Source organism: Jeotgalibaca ciconiae, from assembly GCF_003955755.1.
Classification (GTDB): Bacteria; Bacillota; Bacilli; order Lactobacillales; family Aerococcaceae; genus Jeotgalibaca; species Jeotgalibaca ciconiae.
In genome coordinates this window covers 188,646-214,262 of record NZ_CP034465.1, presented here as the reverse complement: position 1 = coordinate 214,262, position 25,617 = coordinate 188,646, and the positions used below count along the sequence as shown (strand labels likewise).

Genomic DNA, 25,617 nt, shown 5'->3' with positions numbered 1-25,617 from the left:
TCCTCCTTAATTCAGAATGTATAAAATTATTATAGCAGTATTGCTAGTTTAGAGTAATCCATGTTAATTAGAATACTCAAATACTCCATGAGAGGTGATAAGATAATTTCCCTCTATTTCCATATCACGTCCCAAAGCTTGATAATCAATATAATTTTGTAAATTATAAGGTACTTCACCAAGTTGTCCTGTTTCTTCCACATAATAACGGGCGACATCTTCCATAGAATCACATTCACTATAACAATGAATATTCTCTTTGTTTTCCAGTAATTCTTCCAAGCTACTAAACCACATGCCTTGAATTTCTTTGAGTTCATTATAAATAGGTGTACCTTCTATTTCTTGAATGGCTTCACATAGACGGTTGATTTCACTAATCGGCGTGTATTCGTCCACATCAAAAGGAAGCTCAAAATCATGTATGGCGTATTCTTCGTAGTTCTCATTTAAACCGATTCTTTCTGCCATTTCTTCCTCATCAATTGGTGGAGTAAACCATGATCCAACTAATTCACCTTCATTATACCGTCCCAAATTTGCCACATAGACTTTCAATTCCAATTCTTATCACATCCTTTTTATAAAATATAGTCAAAAAAAAAGTAGCAATCAGTTAATGACGCTACTTATCAAGGTATCCGCTAATATAATCTGTAACTGTACTTGAAATACCTATTATTAGTTTTGCTTCTCTCTTTCCAATAATATTTGTATTAGGATGTGCAAGTGAATGCCTATTTCTTGCTTCATTAAGAGAGCTAATCATTCCATTTGATGACCTTATCGTTGTCTTCACTATATCAGCAAGTTCAGTAGGTTGAATTTCTTTTTCAATTAATTGTTGTATCCTACTATATAATTTAGATAGATTTTCGTCTCTAGGGACTGTAATTTCATATTTTTTTAGTATTTCAATTAAATATCCATGAAAAGCAGTGTGAACTCTGTCAAAGGCACGTTGATATTCACCATTACTCATGAAAGACTCAGCGTCTTCAATAGCTTGTGAAACCACATCACTAATTTTCAACTGACTAAAGTTAATTACTTCGTAATTCTCTGGAAGTGGTACTAAAATAGTATCCACTAATACATTATCACCTTGTTTATCATATATGGAGCTTGCTGTCTGGGTAAGCAAATCTTTATGACTTTCAAAAAAGTCTAAATCATCAAAAGGAGCTCTTATTTTAAGATAGGTGCAAAGCGTATTCCAATCCCTTTTGTATCCTTTATAATAAGTAAACTCGTTAGTCTCATCTAAAGTTACCTCTGATATTTTCATTTTAGAAACAATCTCGTTACCTCCTTCATAATAATTTGAAGAGCTCTTTCTTTCTAATGTTTTAATTAAAAGAGATTTAAATTGATCATTTGTAAACATATTCATGGATCCTTTCATAACAAAATATATACTTCCTATTTTATCATGAAAAATATCTGTTAAGCACCAATGATTCGGTTAAATAAGTTTAATAACACATCTTTCACGCCAGCTGCATTGAACACAAGTCCGACGGCGATTAAAGCAATAATCAAAAAGCCAATAAGTTTTGAAAATTCTCGTTTAAAACCTAAAAACAGTCCAATGACGACAATCGCTAACAATACCAATGACTGTGCATTATCCAAGAACCAGTTGTACAAATTCTGCCCAAAATTCATGTGATTGTCCTCCTTTCCTTAAGATATTTTTCTCGATAGTAGATATAGCTTTTTACACGCTTTAATAATTGAAAAGGAGTTAAATGCTCTCCATAAACAGTTATTCGACTGGTATAATTCTTATAAAATCTCACTTTGTAAAAATCATAGGTATAGATGGTATCACCAGCTTGCCGTTTTCCCTCAATAATGAGAGACGTATATTTCCCTGTATTTTGTATATACGCTTGAAACCCTAACTTCTTTAATTCTTCTGTTAAGAGGCTCATGTAATCAAATCCTCCATGCCTAGATGTTGTTGTTCAATTAATTTCTCATGTTTTTCTGTCAGTTTGGCTTCATGAATCATGGTGGAAATAATGGTTGTACCGTTGAGAATATCTAAAATGCTTGCGACTTTTAATGTAGGGGCGACTTGATGATGTAACCAGTTCAATGTTCGTTCAAAAGAATAAGGTTCTGGCTGTATGGTTAGGCGTAATGCTCCACGATTTTTGCCGATAAACCATTCCCAGCGTTCATTGGTTTGCCAATCACTCCGTCGCTTGGTTTCGTCCTTATCGGCAAAGCGAATATAACGATTGATAATCTCAAACGCTGTTTTTTCTGCATTTTGATGTTCCAACAAATCTTTCATGGCTTGAGTGGCTCGGTCGTTTTTCAAACGAATTTCAAAGCGATTCTTTACTTCTGCGTCTTCTAAGGCAATATCATTTTTCACGTATTGCTCATAATCTTTCTCATATATACAGAAATAGACTTCGCTTTTTAATGAGCCAATATAAAGGGTGTTTCCCATGTCTGGTTTTTCATCACGGTGAACCAATTCACCACTGCGATAATTTTTAAAGCTCCGAAAGACGGAAATACATTCTTCCTGTTTACATTTCTTTGCCAATTCTGGAATATTCAAAATCCCTGTTTTATCGTTGATGGCTAAATCCAAGCGTTTGAAAATACCTTTATGTTCCATGCAATCTTGAAAGAAACCATACCAGCTCCGATGTTGAGCCAATAGAAAGTTTTCAAATTGCCGACAGCCTTTTCCTTTCAGTTCTAATAAAACCCCTTTACTTACATCATGAGAGACTAGGACAACAATATCACCGAAACGATAGTGTTCGGGATAAGAATAATAGCCAAAGTCTTCGTGTAGCATATAATCCATATTCAAGCGTAAAACCTCACCGATAATTTGAGCCACATCATTGGTAGGGAATCGAATCCGTACATAGTCGAATAACATCTCCAATGGGTTATCGGGATTGAAGCGTTCCAAAGCGTTCAGTAAATCTTCTTTCACCTGTTGAGTAGGGACTGCCTTGCCTGTTTCAATATCCGATAGGTAAGGTCTGGTAATATGAGAAGCAACCGCCAGTTTATTTTGAGAAACGCCATAAGCCAGTCGCTTTTCTTTCAATTCCTTAATCCAAATTTTTTCGTTTTCCATTCGCAAACCTCCAATCTAAAAAAGATGTAAACTATGACCCTTGAGTTTACATCTTTCCTATTTTCCGCAATTCCTTGTACCATCAACATTGGTTGATGAGAATTGCCTGTTTTCAGTTGTATTTGTGCCCCCCTGTTAGGTAGAGGGGGCTAAAGGATTGGCGTGGCTAACGCCACACCAATCAAAGCAAGTCTGAACCTGTACCTTTCACTTCGTGCGGTACAGGCTCAGATTGCTTTTTTTGAATGACTTTTCCTATTTCTCCTAAGAAATCATACCTTTTTGGTACAAGGGGTGTATAAAACTCACTAATCACACTTTTTCCTGTATCCACATAACCTCTTCCCTTGATGGGTTTTAAGAAAAATTGTTTTTGTGTATCGCTTCCAAACATCATACCGAAGCCCATTTCAGACATACGACCCAAAGCCACACGGAAGTTAAAGTTATCTCGAATCCCATCGCTAAAATATTTTGCGTCTGGACGCTGACAGGCAAGAATTAAAAAGAAGCCTGCTTGTCGTCCGAGCATAACAATTTGTTTGAGTTTATTCATAACTTGTGCACTATCACGACCTAACATATCCATCATCGCCACATATTCATCAAAAATCAGGAAGTTCGCAGGTAGACCAAGATACGCATAATTTTCTCCTGTTTTGTAGTTCGGGTGTTGCTTCATGGTTTCACTACGGGCAATCATATCGTCGTAAAATTGACTAATACATGCCAGCATATCGTCTTTACGGTAATAGACATTATCTATGACCGCTCCTAAGTCTGCCAAATCAGCATTTTTAGGGTCGAGAATATAAAGCTTCGCATTTGTATGCAGGAGAGATTCAATCAATGTGAGAATAAAATAGGATTTTCCACTACCCGTGCCCCCAGCAATTAACATGTGAGGGAGAGAATCAAACTCCCAATAGACCGATTCCATCAATTTGACACGTCCATCTTGAGCTACCACATCTTCAATGCCAATTCGATTGCCAATGGTGTCATAAAGTAGAACATACTCTACATAAGAATCTTTCAACGTTTTTTCCACTAATTCACAATACAAGCCTGTTTCTAGTTTGTTTTCTAAGTGCAAGAGCTGATCTTGATATTTCCCTAAAGTGATTTCTACATGAATATGGATCAGTCCATCTTTCATTCGGTAATACATTTTAGGAAAATGGCGGATTCGTTGTTTGGTTTTCTTGCTGGATAAGTCTTTAAAGAATCCCTCTGATTGAGTTTCTTCGGCTTCATACCAATGGTTTTCTAAAATCATACGAGCTAACTTTTGACGGTGCTCTAACTGTTTTATAGAATCTATGCGATAGTGATAATAGAGCCAGCTGATGAGTCCGCATACAAAAAAAGCAGTGAGAATACTGCTCCAAAAGTATGGCGTATGCAGTTGATAGAAAAATGTATCTAACTGAACTGTTTGCCAATTCACCGATTGTAACGTTCTCCAATGAAAAGGGAGTAGAACGACTAGAAAAACTATCAGCAATGAAATCAGCACAAAATGATAGACCAAGTTCTTATCGTTGGCTTTGATTCGCTTTCCTCTGTCATGAAGCAATGGCATAAAAATCCTCCTTTCCATCTATCAAAATAATTGTGTATTGTAGATACGAGCCTGTTTATCAAAAGTTGGTTGAGAAATGGCTTCATATTTCCGATAAGCGATTCGCTTTTCAAAGCGTAAATCTTTTTCTTTCGGATAATAATGACGTCGATAGAGCGTGTGTCCTAACAGTTTTTTCGCTTCTTTTGTCAACGGATAGAGATAGCGAAACATGCGTCCATTGATTTTCTCAATCCCTTTGTATTCGCAAAATGCCTGGGAAAGCCAATGCTTTTTCTCTACCTGTTCAAAACGAGCATTTTCCTCTAATAAAAGGCGAGCACTTCGAGGGTGTATCTTTTCCCATGACTGTTTATCACGATAGACACTTGTCTTGAAATACCCGCAGTAAAAGAAGTTGGACGCTTGATAGACATAGCCACATTTTCCCTCAATTCCATCTGCCAATGTATATAAAAAATGACAGTCCGTATGTTCTTTCAACCACTTAATTAGAGCTGAAAGAGCTTGACTGCCAAAATAATTGGTTTGATTCATTTCTGGAAGAAAACACATCTTTCCAATTTCTAAATAATCTGTGGTTTGAAGGGAACTGTCGGGAAAGAGTTTGCGTATGGTTTGTAGGGGTTGCGTACCCCAGCCTAATTCCACAACGCCTAATAATTTTTCTTCTGAAAAAATCCCTAGAAAGTATTTACACAATCTAGGGAGTATCTTTGAATAATGGTATTGCCGAATAAAAGAAATGGCTTCATCTTTCGGAATTTCTTTCAAAATCAATGGTGTGTTTGTCATAAGCAACACCTATTTTTCACTTTCGGACGCTTCTTTTTTATATTTCTGATGAGGTTTTGTCTGTCCTTTTAATACAAGATCGTCTGCTTTCACGTACCAATCAACGTCTGCCCCTCGAAAAGTAGCCGTCGCTACGGTATCTGCCACAGGATTGATTAATTCCACTTCTGCGTTGTAGTCAAATTCTTTCAAAGGAACAGAAGCGGGGATACTGACTTGTATCATGCGTCCTTGTCCTTTTGATTTTAAGTCATAGGTACGTTCTTTAATTTCTTCGGAAACCGAACCATCTTCATTTTGAATACGAACCTCACGACGTAAAGCGGAAAATTTCAATGTGCCAAATGTCTGGTCTTTTTCAATCACAATACCTTCTGCTAATCTCATATTTTTTCACCTTTCCTTTCTTAAGCTTTCACCATATCGTCTGCGTGCATAATGTAATTGGTAAATCCTCTATTGCCAATTTTATAACCTTCTGCGGTAATACGTGGGTTGATGAGTCTGACTTTTTCGTCGGATTCAAAATGTTTCTCGCCAGCTTCGGAGGGAAGAATGACAACAATATCATCTGCTCGTTGAATCGTTGAGTATAAATTGTAGCTACGAGAGAGAATAGTTGGTCTGCCATTGACTCGACGTTGTTCAATATTCCCTTCACCAGCATATTCTAATTGACCAAATGTTTTTTCCATATTGGGAATGACATATTTTAATTCCATAAGTGTATCGTTCCTTTCTCACATAAAATATTTTTGACTTACTTTATTCATTTAAAAATTTGTTAGTATCACAACCTTTCAAAGCATAAAAAATAGACGCTCATTATGAACGTCTATCATTTAAATGAATATTGAGTTTAGAATTCCATTTCGAATTTAATCAGGTCTGCTTAGGTGCAAATACTGCACTTTTATTGCACTTTTTATTTTTTTAAATATAATTTATTCGATTTTATACGTTTCCAAAATCCTTGATATTACAGCATTTTCGCTTATATGCCATACCCTTAAAACAGAGTGGGAATAAGAAAAGCGGACAAGTCCGCCTTGGCCTATGAAAAAATAGGAAATTTGACCCTGAATTGTCAGGAGACTTCACGCTTCAGCGGGTTAGTCGAATGATATGCGTTAGCGAGCAGCGAAGCGCGCAATGGGGCAAATTTATCTTTTTTTCACTAGGTCAGGACTTGGGAGCTAGACATTGATGGCTGAACTTATAATCCCCTAGTCTATAAAAAAGACCAAGAATCCTATTAAATCAGGGTTCTTGGTCTTTTGCTTTTTTACTAATGAAACAATCTTTTTAACCCCAATAAGCTGCAGCAATCTTCTTTCCTTGGTCAATTTTAGCCCATTGTTGTTCTTCGGATAATTCATTTCCGCAGTCACATGAAGCAAAGCCACATTGATGAGATAGGAATAATTGTTCCTTTGGTAGGATTTGGCTTGCTTTATCGAGTAATTCAACGACACGTTTTTCGTCGTCTAGGGTGAAGGTTTTACTTGACAGTAAACCAAGAACGACCTCTACATTTGGTCTGTCTTTTAAAACTTCTAAAGCTGAGATATCGCCAGCACGCTCATCATCCCATTCTAAAAAGAAACGGTCATAGTGTTGTTCTCCTAAGAATTTTTCGGCAATAGCCTTATAAGTACCATTGGATGCATGACGGCTTTGATAGTTTCCACGACAATTATGTGTCCATACTTTTAGCCCTAATTCATGACCGTAGTCAGCAACTTCGTTATTAATCGAGATAAATTCGTCAGCTAGATTTTCTAACACATCGTTTCCTTTGGTAAAGAAGCTCTTATCATTGTCTTCAGCAAACAATTCCCATAAACAGTCATCGAATTGAACGATTTTTCCACCAGCAGCTTTATATTCATCTAGGAATTCCTTATAAGCATTTATTAAGCCAGCACGAAGATCTTCTTTTGTTTTGTAGACTTGTTTTTCGCCAAAAGATTCGTTAAATACCGTTAATTCCGTAAAAGCATGAGCTGCTCCCCAAACCGTAATTTTTGTTTGTTTTTCTCCAGCTAGCTCGTTCAGATCTTTGAATAAGGTAATGTAGTGGTGGTTTTTACCAGATAAGGGTGCAGTAATACGAATACCAATATCTTTACGTGTTTCAAAATGACCGCCATCCAAGTCTTCAAATGAGTAGCCATTACCTGCAATATAACGTTCGATACCACCTAATCCCCATAAGAAATCAAGGTGCCACATAGAACGCCCATGTTCGCCATCCGTTAACACATCAATGCCATGTGCTGCTTGGTCAGCGACAATTTTTTGGATGGCAGAAGTTTCTACTTCTCTGTATCCTGGAAAAGAATCATAGAAAGGATATTGAATGTCATCACGATGCTCGATTTTATTTTTGTATTCTAATAAATCACTTGGACGTAGTAAAGAACCTACTAATTGAAATCTCGATGTTGTCATATATACAGCCTCCGATATTAAGTAATGACACTATTCTAACAAGAACAAAAATAAATAGATAATACATAAAAAATTGGATAGCTTATAGTTTTTGGCTATAACGTGATTTTAAAAAAACTTATTAAGCTTTTGGTTCTTCTAATTGCACGAGAATGGTAGACTAGTAGAGAACATATTTATTTATAATCGAGAGAGGCGGGATTCATTTTGCATCTAAAAAAAGAATCAGTGAGGATGCTGTGGAAGGAGGGTATTCTGTTTGCTATTATTATACTCATCATTTATAAGTTGATAACAAATCTTCAACCAATTTTTGATCATTTTAGTAATTTTTTTGCGGTTATTTCACCATTTATTGTGGGAGGAATTGCTGCTTATTTCTTAAGTCGACCGGTTGATCAAGTCGAACGATTAATAAAAAGGACAAATAAGTCTTTCTTTGTAAAAAGAGCACGCAGATTTGCTGTTCTGGCTGTTTTTTTAATGGTAGCAGTAGTTGTTTCTCTGGTCGTTAGTTATGGAATACCCATCATCGTTTCGAATGTTATCGATTTAACGAATCAACTTGGGAATTATTCTAGAACCATTGTGACTTTTGGAACAGAATTGATTAAGGATTTGGAAAAATCTAATAATTGGCTCTTAAGTTTTATTTCGTCAGAAGAACTGATGAAGACGATTTCGGAAACATTTTCTGTTAAAGGGGCTCTTTCTCAACTGGGAATGCAAGCTATATCAATCGTTAATTATATTATTTCGATGACTTCAGGGATTATTAATGCCTTTATTAGTATCATTATTTGTTTGTATTCACTGATTTTTAAGGAGAGCATTCTAATATTTTTTAATCGAGTTGCAAAAGCATTTATTCCCACTGTTCGCTTAGACGCCATCAAATCTTATATGTATAAGTCGAATGATATCTTTTACCGGTTTATAGCTGCTCAGTTCTTAGATGCATGTGTATTAGGAATATTAGCAACAATAATATTGTATGTTTTAGGTGTGCAATATGCGCTTACTCTGGGGATAATCCTTGGTATTAGCAACATGATTCCTTATTTTGGGTCGATGTTTGCATCGATTTTAACAGCAGTAGTGACTTTCTTTACTGGTGGTATTCAGCTAGCTTTACTAACTGCCTTATCTCTTCTAATTCTACAACAAATTGATGGAAATTTTATTGGCCCACGTATTATGGGGGATGCTTTGAAGTTAAATCCGATGTTGATTATTTTATCCATTACGATTGGCGGCGCGTATTTTGGAATTATCGGGATGTTTCTTTCCGTTCCTATCGCAGCGATGTTAAAATTGTTCATAAATGACTTTTTAACAATTCGGGAGAAGAAATTACAAGAAAGAGAAGCTGCTAATTTCAAAAGCACAGAGTAAAGAAGGACCATGGTTACTAAAAAAAGAAAAAGCGGGTTGTTGATGGTATTTTTAACTGGTGAGAAATAAGTCCATTTGTTGGTACATTAAGGTAGGCTGTGGTAAAACGTAAGCAAAAGGGAGGGCTTACAAATGAGTAAGAAATTTGACGTGGTTATTATCGGAAGCGGTGTTGGCGGAACAGCGATAGCAAATGGATTAGCAGCAGCTGGAAAAGAAGTTGCTATCGTAGAAAATGACTTATGGGGTGGCACTTGTCCCAATCGTGGTTGTGATCCTAAGAAAGTATTGGTATCAGCTGTAGAGGCTAAAGATGCCGTAACCCAATTAGCAGGAAAAGGTTTTTCTATTACTCCTCAAGTCAATTGGCCCGAACTAATGGCATTTAAAGAAACATTTACTCAACCAGTTCCCAAAACAAGTAAAGAAAGTTTACAGTCTGTCGGCGTAGAAACCTTTACTGGCAATGCCCAATTCACTAATGAAAAAATACTTCAGGTAAATGATGACACCCTGACAGCAGAGCGTTTTGTTATTGCTACAGGCGCTAAACCTTCTATTCTACCGATTGAAGGAAAAGAACACTTCTTAACCAGTAATAATTTTTTATCCTTAACTGAAATGCCTGAGACGATTTCTTTTGTAGGCGGGGGATACATTGCCTTCGAGTTGGCCGCTATCGCCAATGCTGCAGGAGCTAAAGTGCATTTGATTCAACACAATGACCGTCCGCTGAAAGCATTTGACCAAGAATATGTAAAAGAAATTGTGCATCAATTAGAAACAAAAGGAGTGATATTCCATTTTAATGTAGATGTTAAAAAGATTGAGAAAAAAGCAGATTCTTTCGTTTTGACAGATGGAAAAGATTTTCGTTTGACTAGTGACTTGGTGTTTTGTTCGACTGGTCGGATTCCCAATATAGATGAACTGAAATTAGAAAATGCAAATGTAACATTTGATAAAAAGGGAATAAAAGTTAATGAGTATTTACAAACGAGCAATGCTGCTGTCTTTGCATGTGGAGATGTGTTGTCGAAAACGCAGCCTAAACTGACTCCTGTTTCTACTTTTGAAGGAAATTATTTGGTCCATTACCTGACAGGAGAAACAGCAGAAAAAATTACTTATCCGAGTATTCCTACTACTATTTTTTCCAGTCCTAGATTAGCGCAAACTGGAATAACAGCAGCTCAAGCGGGTAAACAAGAAGATGATTATGAAGTATCCTCGATTGATGCGACCTCTTGGTTTAGTTACCATCGAGTTAACGAGCCCGTTTCCAAAATAAAAATTATAAAAGAACGTAAAACAGGACTATTAGTCGGAGCAAGTTGTATCAATAAAAGAGCTGATGATTTAATTAATTTCTTTAGTATTTTGATTGATCAAAAAACACCAGCAGGTGAGCTGGCGAAATTGATTTTAGCTTATCCAACGATTGCAAGTGACCTGACCTCGATTTATACAAACGACTAAAATAAAAGCTGAGTAGCCATGGGGTAGTAACCTCCAAACAGATAATGTATCTTGTGATATAAAGTTTGGAAAGAATTCATGAACATGGTTAAGCATACTGAATAATTTCAAAAAGGTACTAGTTGACAAAATGTTTTATTATATCTATAATCTCATCAATAACTAATTTAAATTTCATTAACGCTATGAAGAGAAGAGTAACTTATAAAATCAGGTAAGAGAACCCGGTTAGCTGAGAAAGGGGACTGAGTGAATAAGTGAAGATGAGCTCTGAGCTTTCAAAGAGGTTCACGCCTTTTGAACGGTCGCAACCGTTAGATTGCCAGGTTTCAATAGGAACCGTTGAGATGTTATCTTTGAAGATAACATGAATTAGGGTGGTAACACGGAATCAATTCGTCCCTTTGTCGTACAAGTATGTATGGCAGAGGGGCGGATTTTTTTGTTTTATAAAGAAAAGGGGAGAAAAATATGAGTCATCGTGAAATCATTGAAAATAATATAGAAAAACGTTCGGAAGATTATAAAGGAATTGCATTGGCGATTCATGATAAACCTGAAGTTAGTAACTATGAATTTTTTGCTAGTGAAACGCTTGCGAATAAACTGCATGAAGAAGGTTTTGAAGTTAAACTAGATGTGGCGGGCCACCGTACTGGTTTCGATGCTCGTTATAAAAGTGAGAAACCAGGGCCAACCATTACGTTTTTAGCAGAATATGATGCGTTACCTGGTATCGGCCATGCATGCGGACATAATATTTTTGGAACAACATCCTCGTTAGCAGCCGTAGCACTAAAGAGTGTGATTGACGAGATTGGCGGGGAAGTTCGGGTATACGGAACGCCTGGTGAAGAGGGCGGAGAAAATGGTAGTGCGAAAGGAAGTTTTGTAAGAGAGGGCTTTTTGGATGATGTGGATGCAGCCTTATGTGTTCATCCTGGTTATGGGCACGGACTAACAGGACCATCACTTGCCAATGACCCTGTTGATGTTGAATTTTTTGGCAGAGCCTCACATGCATCTGGAGCTCCTGAAAAAGGAATCAATGCTTTGGATTCAGTGATTTTTGTATATAATGCAGTGAATGCTTTGCGCCAGCACTTAACAGACGACGTTCGTATCCACGGTGTGATTACACACGGAGGCGATGTAGCAAATGTGGTTCCTGAGCATGCAAGCGCTCGTTTCTATTTAAGAGCTGCAACACGTACAACCCTGAATGATGTTTATCAAAAATTTGAGAATATTGTCAAAGCGGCTGCACTTTCAACGGGCGCAACTTATAAATTTGGTCTTTTCCAAAACAGCGTTGATAACACAATTATGACACCAAGTTTTGATGCGATTTATGAAAAACATCTTGTTGAATATGGGGAAAAAATTACACAAGAAATACCTGCAAAAGGTGGCGGTTCAACGGACGTTGGAAATGTGAGCCAAGTTATACCGACTATTCAACCGCATATCAGCATTTCAGATAGCTACATTGCGGGTCACAGTATCGAATTCAAAGAAGCTGCAAGAAGCGAGAAAGGGCTTGATTCAATCGTACTCGGTGCAAAAGTATTAGCAAGAACCGCATATGATTTGATTGTAGACAAAGAACTTTTGGAAACAATTAAGAAAGAACATGCACAAAATATTCAAGCACAAAATGAGGATGTTACTGATTAAAGAGCTGCAAAAAGCTATGATTTAGTTTAATACTAACATTGATTAAATTGATAACTCTCAAAATTGGAACTATATGCGCCAATTTTGGGAGATTTTATTTTTTGGACGATGGCTTATTAACCGCTCACTTTATGTGATTTTTATAGTTATAATAAAACTAAGTAAAAAAACTCGAATAATTAACGCAATAATTTTAAAATCCATTGAAAGAAGAGTGAGTCAGGGATGTTAAAGAAAATAAGTATGATAATGCTAATTGCGGTCTTAGCAGTGATGGGGTATCTTTTCTTTTTTCAATATAGAGAAGCTATCATTGTTATAAAGAGTGACGATATTTATGAAAGTAATATTTCTATTAAACAAAGTTTTTTAGATAATGAAATAAACCTTTATGAGAATGCTCAGGTAAAAGATGATCAACAAAGAATAAAACAGCTTCCTAATGGTGGTGAATCAGAATTAATACTAGAAATAAATGATTCTGAGAAAATAATTTTTGGGTATATAGATGTAAATCAAACAGTAAAAAAAATTGTATTGAATATAGTAAAGAAGAATGAATATCTAGAAGTTAATTATTTTGTGAAAACATCCTTTCATTCTGAAAGAGGAACCGTACAATTTGATGTAGAATAATGAGAAGTGTGATTAATAAAAAGGTGGTTCTTCTTAGTGTCAATAGAATATTCAAGAAAAGGTCGATAAAATGGTTGTAGAGGACAAAGATTTTATCTTGAGACAAGTACGGCAATTAGCCAATGAACAAGCAAAAAAGTAGAATGCCAAAAAGCAAGAGGGTGGATTTTATCTCCAAACCTTTTGCTTTTTTCTGCTTACAAGAAGCATAATCCTTTGTTCAGTTTTTAGTATAATATAGAAGGAAAAAGAGATAAAAAATAAAAGTCACAAACTCTTTTAGGAGAATTTTTATGGATTTCAACTACGTATGGTTCTTTAAGTAGTGAAGAAGCCGTACTTGCTCTGCCAGTTCGGGAACAGGGCCATCGACTATCGTATCTCGGATTACATGTTGTATAGGAAGATTTTTAACACGAGATGGTTCTAGGCCCATTTCTTTAGTCCACTGTACTAGCTGTTCAGAAGAACTAGCATACACTATGCGTCCCAGCCTAACCCAACCGTGAGCAGCAGCACACATTGGACAATGTTCACCCGACGTATAAACAGTTGCTTTTTCTCGTTCTTCAATCGATAAATGATTTGCGGCCCATCGCGCAATAGCAAATTCAGGGTGCTGGGTATGATCCCCGCCGGAAACATGATTATAATCTTCAAATAATATCTCACCAGTTTCAGAAACGAGAACAGAACCAAATGGCTCGTCACCTTCTTCCAACGCAACTCGAGCAAGATGGATACAACGTTGTAAAAATTCTAAATCTTTTTCACTAATCATGAAGAATCACTCCTTCTTTTTTTCTATTGTATCAAAAAGCATGACGTAAAGGAAACTTGTCAAGTATTTTACTTATCGAATAGAATTATGTAAGGGAAAGTAGATAGGGTTTTGACAAAATATCTTTTGAAATCATTTTGACGGGGATATGTTCCATTTTTATAGGAGTTTCAAGACAGACCATCAGTTCTTTAGAGAATGGTAGATATAATCCATCAATTGTTTTAGCTTTTAAAATTGCAAAATATTTTGATTTAACGATTGAAGAAGTTTTTATTTATGAAGAATAAAGAAAAACCTCCCAAAATTAGATTTTCATCTAACTTTGGGAGGTTATTTTTAATTTAAGATTAGCCTTTAGTAATGTTTACTGCTTGAAGACCACGGTTACCTTCTTCAACATCGAAAGAAACAACTTCGCCTTCTTCTAATGTTTTGAATCCGTCAGTTTGGATAGCTGAGAAGTGTGCGAATAAATCTTCTTCGCCTTCACGCTCGATAAAACCAAAACCTTTGTCTGCATTAAACCATTTAACTGTACCTTTATTCATAAATAAATTCCTCCATGTGCTTTGCGCACTTTTTATTTGCAATATAGTTCGTTGTAAAAATAAAAAGGGAATTTAAACAAATGATGAATAAAACTACCGATTAATTTTGTTAACAAATTTACTACAAGACTTACTATACTCTTTATTTTCAGAAATGTAAAGTGTTTTGACAAAAGAATATAAAAATCCAATAAAAGGGGATGTGTGAAAATTTATTTTCATAAAAAACAAAAAGAAAAATTTACATCATTTTCACAAGAAATAAATCAAGTATTAACATTCATTCCGTATGATGAAGATATTAAAAAGGAGGGAATTATCGTGGCAAAAACAAAAGAAGTATATCAACTTAGTCAATCTAAAAAAATGATGGTATTTGTTCTTTCAATGTCTCTATATGGTTTAGCAACACTTTTCTCAGAATTAATTCCATCAATCAACCTTGGGGTAATCGAGTTTTCAGTAGAGTATTTAGCATTTATCCCGTTAACATTAGCAATTCTATTCGATCCATTATCAGCTGCAGTAGGTGCAGCAACTGGAGAAGTTATCTTTAGTGAAATTATGCTGGGTCAGTTCGGTGGTATTGGAGAGATTGAGAAGTTCATTTTATTTTCATTAGGGATTTATGTGGCAGGTATGATGGTGAAAGATCCGCTAAATAAAAAGCAAGTTGCGATTGCCTCTATCACTGGAATCGCCATTCACCAAACATTAGGTGGAGTAGTAGATGTTCTAAAGGTTGTTTTCGCTGTAGAGGAATTTGAAGCAGTGGCAGGTCTTCCAGAATCTGTCCTTTTTGTAGAAGGTTTTGCAGTAATCAATGACATTTTATTTTCAGGAATTTTATTTTGTATGTTACCAACGATGTATTTAGTACCACGTTTATATGGAAAGATCGAACCGCTTTTAGGAATCAAAAAAAGAACGCCACAATTACGGCCATCTATGGGCGAAGTATTGAATGGTAAATTCGCTCTTATCGGTTTACTTCTTTTGCTCGCTGCTATAGCGGCTGAATTGCTATCGACAATTGGATTTAATGGTATTGAATTTGAAGCGACTTGGGCAGAAAGCCCTGCTGCTATCGCGGTAGCGGCAGTAATAGGTATTGTATTTATTCTCTTTCTTTTCAGCCATTTGAAAGCAAAAATGAATATAAATAGGGAAAAGGAATTAAACTAAAATGATTCAATTAAAAAATGTTAGTTTTAGCTATGCCGATACAGAAAAAAATATTCTCGATAATCTTTCTGTATCGATCCCTGCTGGAGCATTTGTAGCTGTAGTCGGAGATAATGGTGCGGGAAAATCAACTTTTTGTAAGCTATTAAATGGGATTATCCCACAATTTATTGATGGTGACTTATCAGGAGATATCATTATTAAAGATAAGAAAATACGTGATCAAAGCCCTGCTAAATTAGCCCATACGATTGGCTATGTTTATCAAGATTTTGAGAACCAAATCCTTCGTCCAAGAGTATTGGATGATGCGTCCTATGGATTATTAAACGAAGGGGAAGAAAACTACATCGAAATCACCATGGACGTTTTAGCGACATTCGATTTAGCGCATTTAGCGAATGAATATGTTTGGCAGTTATCTGGCGGCCAAAAACATTTACTTGCTTTGGCAGGAATCTTAGTGATGTCACCGGATATTATTGTGTTGGATGAACCGATTGCTCAGTTGGATCCCTATCATGCAAAAAGAATCTATGAAAATCTAGCATATTTAAATCGTGAGTTAAATAAAACAATTATCGTGATAGAACACAATGCAGAATATATCGGTAAATACTGCAATCATGTTCTTTTTATGAAAGAACAAAAAATTAATTGGTTTTTACCGGTTGAAGAAGCATTGCAAAAAGTAGAAGAATTAACAGAAGGAGGTGTCTTTCCTCCACAAGTTACCTTACTAGGACATGAATTAACCAAACGAGGATATAGTAAGCAGAAACGTCTGCCAATTAATATGAAAGAAGCAATCCCTTTTATGCAAAATACCATTGCGACTCAATCAATCCCCTCAGTCGTTGAATATCAACAATTTCAGCAGTCGAAACAACAAGAAGTTTTGATTAAAATGGAAAACCTTGTTCTTGAATATTCTAGGATCGATCAAGAGCCACTTGTTGTTCTTGATCATTTAAATCTGACAATTCACGAAGGAGAACGGATTGCAATCATAGGGAATAACGGTGCAGGTAAATCCAGCTTGATGAAATTATTAGTTGGACTGCTAAAGCCGAAAAAAGGCCAGATTCTATTAGAAAACCAAGATACAGTTAAAATGAAAACAGAACAGATATCTGATAAAATCGGCTACGTTTATCAAAATGCAGAAAATATGTTTATTGAAGATTCAATCGAAAAAGATATTGCTTTCTCTTTGAAAGCTCGTGGGATGAAAAACTATCGTGAAAAAACAGAACAATTATTAGAGCAGTTTGATTTGTTGGAAATACGCGAACGAGACGGTCGTTTGTTAAGCGGTGGTCAAATGAGGCGAGCATCACTAGCAATCGGCATATCTCTTTCGCCTATCTGTCTACTATTAGACGAGCCAACTGCGAGCCTTGATATGGCAACACGCAAACGAATAACCTCTACCTTGCAAGAATTATCGAGTTCGATCAAAACAGTTGTGATTGCTACCCATGATATGCAATTAGTATCAGAATGGGCAAGTCGCGTGATTGTTATGCATCATGGAAGGATAATCGGAGACGGGACGAGAGAAGAAATTTTCCGTAATCAAGAGTTATTAACTCAAGCGGGAGTTGAAGTTCCTGATATTGTAGAGTTAAGTAAATGTTTAAATCAAGAAATCAGTTATAGTGTAGGGGAATTCATTCAGAATCTGGAAATGGAGGGAATGAATATTGGAAAATAGTAAATTTTTGGAAAAAATAAGTGTGGCAACAATCAAGGATCAAGTTCTAAAAAATGCTTATGGCAATAGTGACACAATTATTGCACGTCTTGATCCTAGAACGTTATTTATCTGGTATGTCGTATTTGGACTGATTCCTTGGTTTATTTCAGATGTCGTTATTCTAACAGCGTTATTTGTTTTTGTAGCAATCATCACCAAATTGGCGAATACTGTACCGCTTATTCTATTCGTATTTTGTATAGGGATATTCTCACAAACGGGTCTTCTACTAATCTTTACAATGTTATTTGGTGGAGATCTGTCGAGTCTATACCCATTACTAAAACTTACTATTAAAATTGCAGTTGTATCTTTAGCAGCGATTTGTGCATTTGCAGGCATGGATCCAGATAAACTAGCAAATGGATTAATGGCAATTGGCTTACCTGAAAAATTCTCTTTCAGTATTTCTTTTGCATATCGTATATTACCGATTCTGATGGAAGAGTATCAATCCATTTTACTTTCTTATAAAATCAGAGGAATCAGGCCGAGCATGGATGGAATAAAAGGAAAATGGCAAAATATTGTCTACCAAATAAAAATAATGATGAAGGCTTTTTATCCATTAATGTTGAACATGGCTAAGAGAAGTAGAACAACAGTAGAAGCATTGGAAATCAAAGGATTTCATCAAGCTTTGGAAAATGAAAAGGTTCGAAAAATGAAGTTGAATAATTTATCGTTTCAAAAACTAGATGGCGCATTTTTACTCGTTTCATTTAGCTACTTTATAGCGGTTATTGCAATTTCTAACATATATTTTTAAATAAAAAGGAGTAGTTTAATTGTTAATCGACACACATACCCATGGGAAACTAGCAAAATATTTACCGTTTTCAGAGCAATATACAAGAAGTATTTACCAAGAAGCAAAAAAACGTGGAATTGACGCACTTTGTTTAACCGAGCACTTTAATACACAGGAATTTGAAAAAATTTATCAATTCATCGATGAGCAATATCCAAAAGATGGAGACACATATTTGGTGGAAGGAGTTCGGGTATTTCCTGGCTTAGAAATTGATATGCTGGAAGGTGGACATAATTTAGTTATCGGCAACTATAATACGATTACAGCATTGCGAAATGAAATTCTTTCAATTAGTCCCGTAGACGAATTTTTACCGGCAAAAGAATTATTTCCACTAATCAAAAAATATGATGTTCTTTTTGGAGCAGCCCATGTCTATCGCAAAGGAGTTCATAACCTAGAATTATCAGATGAATTGATTCAATATTATGATTTCTTCGATTTAAATGGTAAGGATACCGGATTGATGGGAACTGAAAATGTTGATCGAATTTTAAAAATTGCTGAGCAATATCAAAAACCAGTAATGGCTGGGAGCGATACCCACCAATATCTGCAATTTGGATCTGTATACAATAATTTTGAAAAGGAATTTTCGACAATTGAAGAATTTCGACAAGAATTGTTTGCAGGGAATTATCAATTATATGTGGATCCAGCTATTAAAGAAAAGATAGAAGGCGCCAATTTGTTGAAAAAAGCGTTGAAACAACTACAAAGTCATGGCGGCAGTTATGATGTGCAATTGATAATTGAATAAGAAAAGCGGACAAGTCCGCCTTGGCCTATGAAAAAATAGGAAATTTGACCCTGAATTGTCAGGAGACTTCACGCTTCAGCGGGTTAGTCGAATGATATGCGTTAGCGAGCAGCGAAGCGCGCAATGGGGCAAATTTATCTTTTTTTCATTAGGTCAGGACTTGGGAGCTAGACATTGATGGCTGAATTTATAATCCCCTAGTCTATAAAAAAAGATATTCCCCGTTGTCAACGGGGAATATCTTTTTTGTAAGTTTCTTTCAAATAATGCATTTTTTGTAGCTGTTCGTGATATTCTTTTGGCGCAATTCTGCTTACTTCGACAATTAAAGAATCAATAAAGGAAATCGCACTGGTTAAAGAGTGATATTCAGTGGGTAAGCCGCGAGATACATAGAAATTATAAGTTCCTGTTTGAGCAGGGGACTTATATAACTGGTCCGAAAAACAAATAGCATCAATCTTTTCTTTTTGCGCAAAGTCGAATATGATATTTGTTTCTCTCGGGGCTTTACCGAAGAAGAAGAGAACAAGTAAATCATCCTCATTCAGAGTGTGCAAGGTTTCAAAAATTTCAGATCCGCTAGACGAAATATGTTGAATCTGAATCCCAAATCGCTTCAGACGAAAATAAAGCAAATGACCAAGAGATTTTGAAGCTCCTTTACTGAATACAAAAATACGCTTTTTTTCTATGATTGCTTTTGCAGCAGCTTGAAAGGATTGAACGTCCAAATGCTCAATCGTTTCAAGTAGTTGCTGAATGTCTCGATAAATCATCACATTGGGAAATTCTTCTGTTTTTTCTAGGTACAAGGCGCTTTGCAACTTAGTCGAAGGAGTAACTTCTCCCTTACTAATGAAAGATAGCTTTAACTCTTTGAAATTTTTAAAGCCAATCTTTTTAGAAAAGCGAGTCAGTGTTGAATTACTTATACCGATTGCATGGCTAATTTCACTAATAGATAAAAAGGGAACAACTTGCTGGTTTTTATTGAAAAAATCGACTATTTGTTGTTCACTGTCTGTTAGTTTACTATGCTCTATGTGAAAAAGATCTTCCATCTTAAATCTCCTTTCAACTATTCTTATTGCAAGTATAGCAATCAAGAAGGAAAATTGACAAGGATATTAAGAATTCGGCTTATGCAGCTTCAAACTGACTATTATACAAATCTGCATAGAAGGAACCTTTAATAAGTAATTCATCATGCGTGCCGCTTTCGATGATATCGCCGTCTTTCATGACTAAAATCAAATCAGCATTTTTAATGGTAGATAGACGATGGGCGATAATAAAAGAAGTACGGCCAACCATCAGTTGATCCATAGCTTCTTGTATTTTCAACTCAGTACGTGTATCAACTGAACTGGTTGCTTCATCGAGAATCAACATAGGTCTGTCTGCTATCATTGCACGGGCAATCGTAATTTGTTGTTTTTGCCCTTCTGAAAGTGTGACTTGGTCATTTAGAACTGTCTCATATCCTTTTGGCATGGTGGCGATAAAATGGTGAATGCCGACTGCCTTACATGCTTCGATTATTTTATCGTCTGACACATGATCCATTGAATAAATAAGATTTTCACGAATGGTACCTTCAAAAATCCAGGTGTCTTGTAATACCATACAAAATTGGTTGTGGACATCTTGACGTGTTAATTCTTGTGTAGAAATACCATCAATTTTTATTTCACCGCTGTTGATCTCATGAAATCTCATTAACAGATTAATGATGGTCGTCTTACCAGCTCCAGTAGGTCCAACGATGGCAATTTTTTGTCCGGGTTTTGCTTGGGCAGAGAAGTCATGAATAATTGTTTTCTCAGTACCTTCATAACCGAACTGAACATGGTTAAATTCTACAAAACCACGTGCTTTTTCTAAGCCAGCTGTTTTATAACTTTCGTCTTCCATCTCTTTTGCTTCCAACATTTGGAAGACCCGCTCACTCGCTGCTGCAGTGGACTGTAAAGATTGGGCAGCTTGTGCGATTTGGCTTAATGGTTGGGTAAAATAGCGAACATACATGATAAAAGCAACAATTACTCCAAAGGAAATGGAGCCATTGATTGCTAGCATAGCACCTACGATACAGACAGCTACATAACCAAAGTTTCCAATAAAAGACATTAGCGGCATCATAAGACCAGATAGACTTTGAGCTTTAAACCCGCTGTCTTGCAGACTTTGATTGATTCGATCGAACGTTGCTTTTTCTCGAGTTTCACCATTATATGCTTTAACAATTGTATGACCAGAATAAATTTCTTCAATATGACCATTAATATCACCTAAGTCAGCTTGCTGGCGGACAAAGTATTTTTGTGATTGTTTCATAATGACCATCATTAGTCCAAATCCAATGAAAGTGGCTATGATAGCAGTAAGGGTCAGAATCAAGTTTGTTTTTATCATTATAAATAAGGAACCGATCAATAGGGTAACAGCGGTCACCAATGTACCAATACTATTATTGAGCGATTGTGCAATGGTATCGACATCATTTGTAACACGAGATAAAATATCACCTTTTGCAATCCGGTCATAAAACGAGATTGGTAACCGATTAATTTTTGTGGAGATATCATCACGCAACTGATTGGAGATTCTTTGCGTAATGGTCGCCATAATAATCCCTTGGGCAAGGGAAAGTAGTGTGCTTGCTCCGTAGAAAGCCACCAAGGTTAAGCCAATTTTCGTCACAGCATCCATATCAATTCCAGTGGCGATACCTGATGTAATCAAATCGGTTAACTCAGATAGTTTATCGGGTCCAATTAAAGTTAGAATGGTTCCGAATGCTGAAGCAAGAAGGGCTGCACCAATAATGACCCAATAGTTCCGGCAATAGTTCAGTAACTTTATCCAAGTGTCTTTAAAGTTTGTTGGTTTTGTAGGTATTTTTTTATTTGTACGAAAGTTTTGAGCCATTATGCAAGTTCCTCCTTTGAAAGTTGTGAGTAAGCAATTTCTCGGTAAACTTCACAAGAATTCATCAATTCATCATGGGTGCCAATTCCTACAACTTTGCCGTTATCAAGAACGACAATTCGATCAGCATCTTTAATCGTACCGATTCGTTGAGCAACGATTAATTTTGTCGCATCTGCACAATCTTTTTGAAGTGCTTCTCGAAGTTTTCGATCCGTTTTATAATCAAGTGCTGAAAATGAATCATCAAAAATGAACACTTCAGGTCGACGAGCAATGGCACGTGCAATAGACAAGCGTTGTTTTTGTCCCCCGGATAAGTTAGAACCACCTTGAGAAATATATCCATTATATCCGTCTTCTAAGTTTTCAACAAAATCAGCAGCTTGAGCGGTATAGACTGCTTCTACAATGTCTGTGTCTAAGAAGCCAGCTTTACCATTTTCACCATATGCAACATTTGATTTTACTGTACCACTAAATAGCGTTGCTTTTTGAGCGACATAACCAATTTTATTATGAAGGGCATATTGCGTATAATCCTTTACATTAATGCCATTCACAAGAATTTCACCTTCTGAAGCTTCATAAAAACGCGGAATTAAATTAACGAGCGTGCTTTTACCAGAACCAGTTGAACCAATAAAAGCAACCGTCTCACCTTTATCAGCTGAGAAAGAAACATTACGAATGACATATTCTTCCGCATCTGGATATTTGAAACTCACATTTTTAAATTCAACATTTCCGATAGCTGATGTTTGAGGTTCATTAATTGTCCCATCGACAATAGTTGGCTCCGTTTCAAGGACTTCTAAAATCCTTTTAGCCGAAACAGAAGCGCGCGGTACCATTATAAAAATAATAATTAACATCATGAAAGCCATCACTACTTGCATAGCATAAGAAGAGAAGACAACCATATCAGAAAACAGTGTCATTTTATTCATCATATCTGCGTTTTGAATTAAAATTGCTCCAATCCAATAAATAGAAAGGGATAGTCCACTCATTACAAGTTGGATATTTGGCATCAAGAACGCCATAATACGGCTTGTAAATAAATGGGTATTTGTTAATTCAGTATTAACAACGTCGAATTTATTTTCTTGATAATCTTCCGCATTGTATGCTCGAACGACTGATAGACCCGTCAGGTTCTCGCGAGTAACGTTATTCATTTTATCGTTTAATACTTGCAGCTTCTTAAATTTAGGTAAAGCGAGAACCATACAAATGCTGACAATGATTAATAAATAAGCTACAGCGACACCAGTAGAAAATGTCCATTGCCAACTTTTTCCTGAAATTTTTATGATTGCCCAAACAGCGAGGATAGGAGCTTTTATCATGACTTGCAATCCCATAACAATCAAAGTCTGTACTTGTGTAATGTCATTTGTTGAGCGTGTAATCAAGCTAGCCGTTGAGAATCTGCTGATTTCTTCTAACGAGAAAGATTGAACCTTATCAAAAAGCTTCTCACGTAAATTAGCTCCAAAATTTGCAGATATTTTGGATGCTAAAACAGCAACGACTACAGAAGAAATCAAGCTTCCAAGCGCACATAACAACATCATTCCGCCTGCAGATAAAATATCACTCATATTACCTGTCTCCGTTTGAACGAGCATCGTTATTTCGCTCATGTAATCAGGTAATTTTAAATCAAGCCAAACTTGCATAACGATAAAAATTAAGCTAATCGCACCCAAGAGGACTTCTTTTTTTGTTAAATTCTTAAAAATTCTTACCATATTTGCTGAACTCCTTTCGAATATAAAAAGAGTATAACCAACTAATCTAAAGTGAAACTAAACAAAGAGTATAATAAAAAAGTATCGTTCAGCTAAAAAATCTACTGTCCGATACTTTTTTATATTTTTTTCATTTAACTAGAGTAGTTGGCAATTTAACAAAAAAGATTGTTTCTTTTGGTGAACTTTCAATGGAAATGGTACCTTCATGTAATTTTATAATTTGCTGAGCAATGGATAAACCAATACCAAAACCTTCGGAAAAACGAGAGCTATCACTTTGCCAGTACTTGTTAAAAATGCGTTTTTGTTCACTTTCACTGATTTCAGGACCATTATTTTTAACTTGAATCCTTGTACAATCCTCATTTTGACTAATAAGAATACTAATTTCTCCTTCGTCATAAGAAAATTTAATGGCATTATCAATTAAATTAATCCACACTTGCTTGAGAAGATCTTCGTTCGCATAAATTTGATATTCTGTGAAATCAGCATCAATCGTCAAATTTTTTAAAGACCATTTATTTTCTAATAATAAAATAGCTTTTCTGATTTGCTCAGAAAGATTGAAGGAAGTGATATTTGTTAAAATAGATTGATTTTCTATTTTTGTAAGATCAAGGATGTTCGTAGACATATCGGCTAATCGACTTATTTCATCAATAATAATGGTTAAATACTCTTGCTGCTTTTCCTCTGGCAAGTTTTCCTTTTGGAGGAGCTTTGCAAATCCACGAATGGAGACAATAGGGGTCTTAAATTCATGAGAAAAATTATTTACAAAATCAGAACGCAGCATTTCTGTATTATTTAATTCTTCAGATAGTTGATTAAAACTATCGGATAAGTCTTCTTGTAGTTTCATTTTTCCTAAATCGATTTTGACATCGAAATTTCCATTCGCAAGTTCATTCATGCCGTTTATTAACGTGTTCACCGGTTTTATTGGAATTCCGCTAATTAGTGTGGCAACTACTGTTCCAACGACAATGCTTGTAATACCAAATAACAATATTAAAGAAATAACATTTGGTGATATCAGATGCTCACGTAGAATACCAGTATGGAAAAGTAAATAGATAATCATACTGACGATAGCCATGGTTATCGTCAGTATGATGAATACAAAAATTGCAAAAACGATCGTTAAAATTGTTCGAGGCAATAATTTTCTTTTTCTCATATTTTTTTCACCGCTCGATAGCCAAGTCCTCTCACTGATTCTAATTCAAACTCGGGCCAATCTTCAAAACGCTTTCGTAATCGACCAATATGGACCGTGACTGTTTCCCAGCCTGTGTTACTATCTACTCCCCAAATTTCATCCATTAACTGAATACGAGTAAAAATTTTTCCGGGATAAGAAAGAAGCTTATACAATAACTGAAATTCTTTTTGCGGCAAAACTTGAGTTTCGTTATTTTTACTTACGCTCAATGAATCATAATCGATAACAATGGTTCCGATAATGATTTGACGTTCAGTAGCTATTTTTGCACGGCGCAGCAAAGCTTTTATTCGCAAAATCATTTCTTCTTCATCAACTGGTTTCGTCATATAATCATCGATACCAAGTAAAAAACCTTGTTTCCGATCTGCCGATAATTGTTTTGCGGATACCATCAAGATTGGTAATTCATTGTATGCATTTCTTAATTCTTTTGTAAATTCATAACCGTCCATTTTGGGCATCATGATATCTAAGAGAACAAGATCAACGTGTTGACAATCCATAACTTCAAGCGCATCTTCTCCATTTTCTGCTGTAAAAACAGTATAGTTCTCCGCTTCTAATACTGCTTGCATCAGTTGCCGAGTATGATGATTATCGTCTACTACTAAAATTTTGAACATTCATCAATCCCTCACTTTGCTTTTCAATTTTAAGTAATAAGTGTAGCACGGAAATAAACTGCTTTTTCCTATACCTTAAT

At 35.8% G+C, this 25,617-nt stretch carries 24 protein-coding genes, 1 pseudogene and 1 other annotated feature; of the genes and pseudogenes, 9 read left to right on the top strand and 16 right to left on the bottom strand.

Annotation, left to right across the window (positions count from 1 at the left end):
• Window positions 1-63: 63 nt before the first annotated feature.
• The 9 genes from EJN90_RS01060 to EJN90_RS01015 all read right to left on the bottom strand — a co-directional run bounded on the left by EJN90_RS01060 (window position 64) and on the right by EJN90_RS01015 (window position 7,952).
• The gene (locus EJN90_RS01060; protein WP_126108465.1) at window positions 64-564 is read right to left on the bottom strand and encodes an antirestriction protein ArdA; all 501 of its coding nucleotides are present in this window, start codon (window positions 562-564) and stop codon (window positions 64-66) included.
• Between the two features lie 61 nt (window positions 565-625).
• Complete coding sequence (locus EJN90_RS01055) at window positions 626-1,387, bottom strand: abortive infection family protein (RefSeq protein WP_431522748.1); 762 nt, start codon at window positions 1,385-1,387, stop codon at window positions 626-628.
• Between the two features lie 59 nt (window positions 1,388-1,446).
• Entirely contained in the window at window positions 1,447-1,668 is a 222-nt protein-coding gene (locus EJN90_RS01050; RefSeq protein ID WP_001009054.1) for a hypothetical protein, read from the bottom strand.
• 265 nt (window positions 1,669-1,933) lie between these two features.
• Window positions 1,934-3,118: a MobT family relaxase gene (gene mobT / locus EJN90_RS01040; protein ID WP_126108463.1), complete on the bottom strand. Its 1,185-nt coding sequence runs from the start codon at window positions 3,116-3,118 to the stop codon at window positions 1,934-1,936.
• Between the two features lie 181 nt (window positions 3,119-3,299).
• Window positions 3,300-4,703: an FtsK/SpoIIIE domain-containing protein gene (locus EJN90_RS01035; RefSeq protein ID WP_126108462.1), complete on the bottom strand. Its 1,404-nt coding sequence runs from the start codon at window positions 4,701-4,703 to the stop codon at window positions 3,300-3,302.
• A gap of 21 nt (window positions 4,704-4,724) precedes the next feature.
• Window positions 4,725-5,498, bottom strand: a complete 774-nt coding sequence (locus EJN90_RS01030) for a Mom family adenine methylcarbamoylation protein (protein WP_000185760.1) — start codon at window positions 5,496-5,498, stop codon at window positions 4,725-4,727.
• A 9-nt stretch (window positions 5,499-5,507) separates the two neighbouring features.
• Window positions 5,508-5,885 carry a YdcP family protein gene (locus EJN90_RS01025; RefSeq protein WP_001234189.1) on the bottom strand — a complete coding sequence of 126 codons (378 nt, stop codon included), beginning with the start codon at window positions 5,883-5,885 and terminating at the stop codon, window positions 5,508-5,510.
• A gap of 20 nt (window positions 5,886-5,905) precedes the next feature.
• The gene (locus EJN90_RS01020; protein ID WP_000421280.1) at window positions 5,906-6,220 is read right to left on the bottom strand and encodes a YdcP family protein; all 315 of its coding nucleotides are present in this window, start codon (window positions 6,218-6,220) and stop codon (window positions 5,906-5,908) included.
• A gap of 583 nt (window positions 6,221-6,803) precedes the next feature.
• Entirely contained in the window at window positions 6,804-7,952 is a 1,149-nt protein-coding gene (locus tag EJN90_RS01015; protein WP_126108461.1) for a cobalamin-independent methionine synthase II family protein, read from the bottom strand.
• A 234-nt stretch (window positions 7,953-8,186) separates the two neighbouring features.
• Here EJN90_RS01015 and EJN90_RS01010 point away from each other — a divergent pair, with 234 nt between their 5' ends.
• The 4 genes from EJN90_RS01010 (at window position 8,187) to EJN90_RS00995 (ending at window position 13,139) form a co-directional block, all read left to right on the top strand.
• On the top strand, window positions 8,187-9,347 hold the full coding sequence (locus EJN90_RS01010; protein WP_126108460.1) for an AI-2E family transporter: 1,161 nt from the start codon (window positions 8,187-8,189) through the stop codon (window positions 9,345-9,347).
• A 132-nt stretch (window positions 9,348-9,479) separates the two neighbouring features.
• Window positions 9,480-10,826: a dihydrolipoyl dehydrogenase family protein gene (locus EJN90_RS01005; protein ID WP_126108459.1), complete on the top strand. Its 1,347-nt coding sequence runs from the start codon at window positions 9,480-9,482 to the stop codon at window positions 10,824-10,826.
• A 176-nt stretch (window positions 10,827-11,002) separates the two neighbouring features.
• Window positions 11,003-11,233: a binding site (T-box leader), on the top strand.
• Between the two features lie 64 nt (window positions 11,234-11,297).
• Window positions 11,298-12,503, top strand: a complete 1,206-nt coding sequence (locus tag EJN90_RS01000) for a M20 family metallopeptidase (RefSeq protein WP_126108458.1) — start codon at window positions 11,298-11,300, stop codon at window positions 12,501-12,503.
• Between the two features lie 225 nt (window positions 12,504-12,728).
• Entirely contained in the window at window positions 12,729-13,139 is a 411-nt protein-coding gene (locus EJN90_RS00995) for a hypothetical protein (RefSeq protein WP_126108457.1), read from the top strand.
• Between the two features lie 304 nt (window positions 13,140-13,443).
• On the opposite strand, the gene EJN90_RS00990 is transcribed toward EJN90_RS00995, so the two are convergent.
• Entirely contained in the window at window positions 13,444-13,920 is a 477-nt protein-coding gene (locus tag EJN90_RS00990; protein WP_126108456.1) for a nucleoside deaminase, read from the bottom strand.
• Window positions 13,921-14,087: 167 nt separating this feature from the next.
• Here EJN90_RS00990 and EJN90_RS00985 point away from each other — a divergent pair.
• Window positions 14,088-14,210 (top strand): annotated as a pseudogene (locus EJN90_RS00985) (helix-turn-helix transcriptional regulator); the annotation flags it as partial.
• A gap of 60 nt (window positions 14,211-14,270) precedes the next feature.
• Here EJN90_RS00985 and EJN90_RS00980 read toward each other — a convergent pair.
• Window positions 14,271-14,471 (bottom strand): cold-shock protein, encoded by a 201-nt coding sequence (locus EJN90_RS00980; protein ID WP_126108455.1) that lies wholly within the window; start codon window positions 14,469-14,471, stop codon window positions 14,271-14,273.
• 204 nt (window positions 14,472-14,675) lie between these two features.
• Between EJN90_RS00980 and EJN90_RS00975 the strand changes: the two genes are divergently transcribed.
• Genes EJN90_RS00975 through EJN90_RS00960 form a run of 4 tightly spaced genes read left to right on the top strand, consistent with a single transcriptional unit; the run spans window position 14,676 to window position 18,989 of the window.
• The gene (locus tag EJN90_RS00975; protein WP_227872541.1) at window positions 14,676-15,656 is read left to right on the top strand and encodes a hypothetical protein; all 981 of its coding nucleotides are present in this window, start codon (window positions 14,676-14,678) and stop codon (window positions 15,654-15,656) included.
• A gap of 1 nt (window position 15,657) precedes the next feature.
• Entirely contained in the window at window positions 15,658-17,373 is a 1,716-nt protein-coding gene (locus EJN90_RS00970; protein ID WP_126108454.1) for an ABC transporter ATP-binding protein, read from the top strand.
• Complete coding sequence (locus EJN90_RS00965) at window positions 17,363-18,184, top strand: energy-coupling factor transporter transmembrane component T family protein (RefSeq protein ID WP_164543958.1); 822 nt, start codon at window positions 17,363-17,365, stop codon at window positions 18,182-18,184. The genes EJN90_RS00970 and EJN90_RS00965 overlap by 11 nt, the downstream gene beginning before the upstream one ends.
• A 19-nt stretch (window positions 18,185-18,203) precedes the next feature.
• Window positions 18,204-18,989 (top strand): PHP domain-containing protein, encoded by a 786-nt coding sequence (locus EJN90_RS00960; RefSeq protein ID WP_126108452.1) that lies wholly within the window; start codon window positions 18,204-18,206, stop codon window positions 18,987-18,989.
• Between the two features lie 227 nt (window positions 18,990-19,216).
• On the opposite strand, the gene EJN90_RS00955 is transcribed toward EJN90_RS00960, so the two are convergent.
• From EJN90_RS00955 to EJN90_RS00935, 5 genes are all read right to left on the bottom strand, one after another.
• Window positions 19,217-20,053 carry a MurR/RpiR family transcriptional regulator gene (locus EJN90_RS00955; protein ID WP_126108451.1) on the bottom strand — a complete coding sequence of 279 codons (837 nt, stop codon included), beginning with the start codon at window positions 20,051-20,053 and terminating at the stop codon, window positions 19,217-19,219.
• Between the two features lie 79 nt (window positions 20,054-20,132).
• Complete coding sequence (locus EJN90_RS00950; RefSeq protein WP_126108450.1) at window positions 20,133-21,923, bottom strand: ABC transporter ATP-binding protein; 1,791 nt, start codon at window positions 21,921-21,923, stop codon at window positions 20,133-20,135.
• Window positions 21,923-23,680, bottom strand: a complete 1,758-nt coding sequence (locus tag EJN90_RS00945; protein WP_126108449.1) for an ABC transporter ATP-binding protein — start codon at window positions 23,678-23,680, stop codon at window positions 21,923-21,925. The genes EJN90_RS00950 and EJN90_RS00945 overlap by 1 nt, the downstream gene beginning before the upstream one ends.
• Window positions 23,681-23,810: 130 nt before the next feature.
• Window positions 23,811-24,866, bottom strand: coding sequence for a HAMP domain-containing sensor histidine kinase (locus EJN90_RS00940; RefSeq protein ID WP_126108448.1), 1,056 nt, complete (start codon window positions 24,864-24,866; stop codon window positions 23,811-23,813).
• Entirely contained in the window at window positions 24,863-25,537 is a 675-nt protein-coding gene (locus EJN90_RS00935) for a response regulator transcription factor (protein ID WP_126108447.1), read from the bottom strand. The genes EJN90_RS00940 and EJN90_RS00935 overlap by 4 nt, the downstream gene beginning before the upstream one ends.
• Between the last annotated feature and the right edge of the window lie 80 nt (window positions 25,538-25,617).

Excerpts from the sequence above, each read along its gene's own strand:
- EJN90_RS01055 (WP_431522748.1), bottom strand. The coding sequence starts at position 1,387 with ATGTTTACAAATGATCAATTTAAATCTCTTTTAATTAAAACATTAGAA.
- EJN90_RS01050 (WP_001009054.1), bottom strand. The coding sequence starts at position 1,668 with ATGAATTTTGGGCAGAATTTGTACAACTGGTTCTTGGATAATGCACAG.
- mobT (WP_126108463.1), bottom strand. The coding sequence starts at position 3,118 with ATGGAAAACGAAAAAATTTGGATTAAGGAATTGAAAGAAAAGCGACTG.
- EJN90_RS01035 (WP_126108462.1), bottom strand. The coding sequence starts at position 4,703 with ATGCCATTGCTTCATGACAGAGGAAAGCGAATCAAAGCCAACGATAAG.
- EJN90_RS01030 (WP_000185760.1), bottom strand. The coding sequence starts at position 5,498 with ATGACAAACACACCATTGATTTTGAAAGAAATTCCGAAAGATGAAGCC.
- EJN90_RS01025 (WP_001234189.1), bottom strand. The coding sequence starts at position 5,885 with ATGAGATTAGCAGAAGGTATTGTGATTGAAAAAGACCAGACATTTGGC.
- EJN90_RS01020 (WP_000421280.1), bottom strand. The coding sequence starts at position 6,220 with ATGGAATTAAAATATGTCATTCCCAATATGGAAAAAACATTTGGTCAA.
- EJN90_RS01015 (WP_126108461.1), bottom strand. The coding sequence starts at position 7,952 with ATGACAACATCGAGATTTCAATTAGTAGGTTCTTTACTACGTCCAAGT.
- EJN90_RS01010 (WP_126108460.1), top strand. The coding sequence starts at position 8,187 with ATGCTGTGGAAGGAGGGTATTCTGTTTGCTATTATTATACTCATCATT.
- EJN90_RS01005 (WP_126108459.1), top strand. The coding sequence starts at position 9,480 with ATGAGTAAGAAATTTGACGTGGTTATTATCGGAAGCGGTGTTGGCGGA.
- EJN90_RS01000 (WP_126108458.1), top strand. The coding sequence starts at position 11,298 with ATGAGTCATCGTGAAATCATTGAAAATAATATAGAAAAACGTTCGGAA.
- EJN90_RS00995 (WP_126108457.1), top strand. The coding sequence starts at position 12,729 with ATGTTAAAGAAAATAAGTATGATAATGCTAATTGCGGTCTTAGCAGTG.
- EJN90_RS00990 (WP_126108456.1), bottom strand. The coding sequence starts at position 13,920 with ATGATTAGTGAAAAAGATTTAGAATTTTTACAACGTTGTATCCATCTT.
- EJN90_RS00980 (WP_126108455.1), bottom strand. The coding sequence starts at position 14,471 with ATGAATAAAGGTACAGTTAAATGGTTTAATGCAGACAAAGGTTTTGGT.
- EJN90_RS00970 (WP_126108454.1), top strand. The coding sequence starts at position 15,658 with ATGATTCAATTAAAAAATGTTAGTTTTAGCTATGCCGATACAGAAAAA.
- EJN90_RS00955 (WP_126108451.1), bottom strand. The coding sequence starts at position 20,053 with ATGGAAGATCTTTTTCACATAGAGCATAGTAAACTAACAGACAGTGAA.
- EJN90_RS00950 (WP_126108450.1), bottom strand. The coding sequence starts at position 21,923 with ATGGCTCAAAACTTTCGTACAAATAAAAAAATACCTACAAAACCAACA.
- EJN90_RS00945 (WP_126108449.1), bottom strand. The coding sequence starts at position 23,680 with ATGGTAAGAATTTTTAAGAATTTAACAAAAAAAGAAGTCCTCTTGGGT.
- EJN90_RS00940 (WP_126108448.1), bottom strand. The coding sequence starts at position 24,866 with ATGAGAAAAAGAAAATTATTGCCTCGAACAATTTTAACGATCGTTTTT.
- EJN90_RS00935 (WP_126108447.1), bottom strand. The coding sequence starts at position 25,537 with ATGTTCAAAATTTTAGTAGTAGACGATAATCATCATACTCGGCAACTG.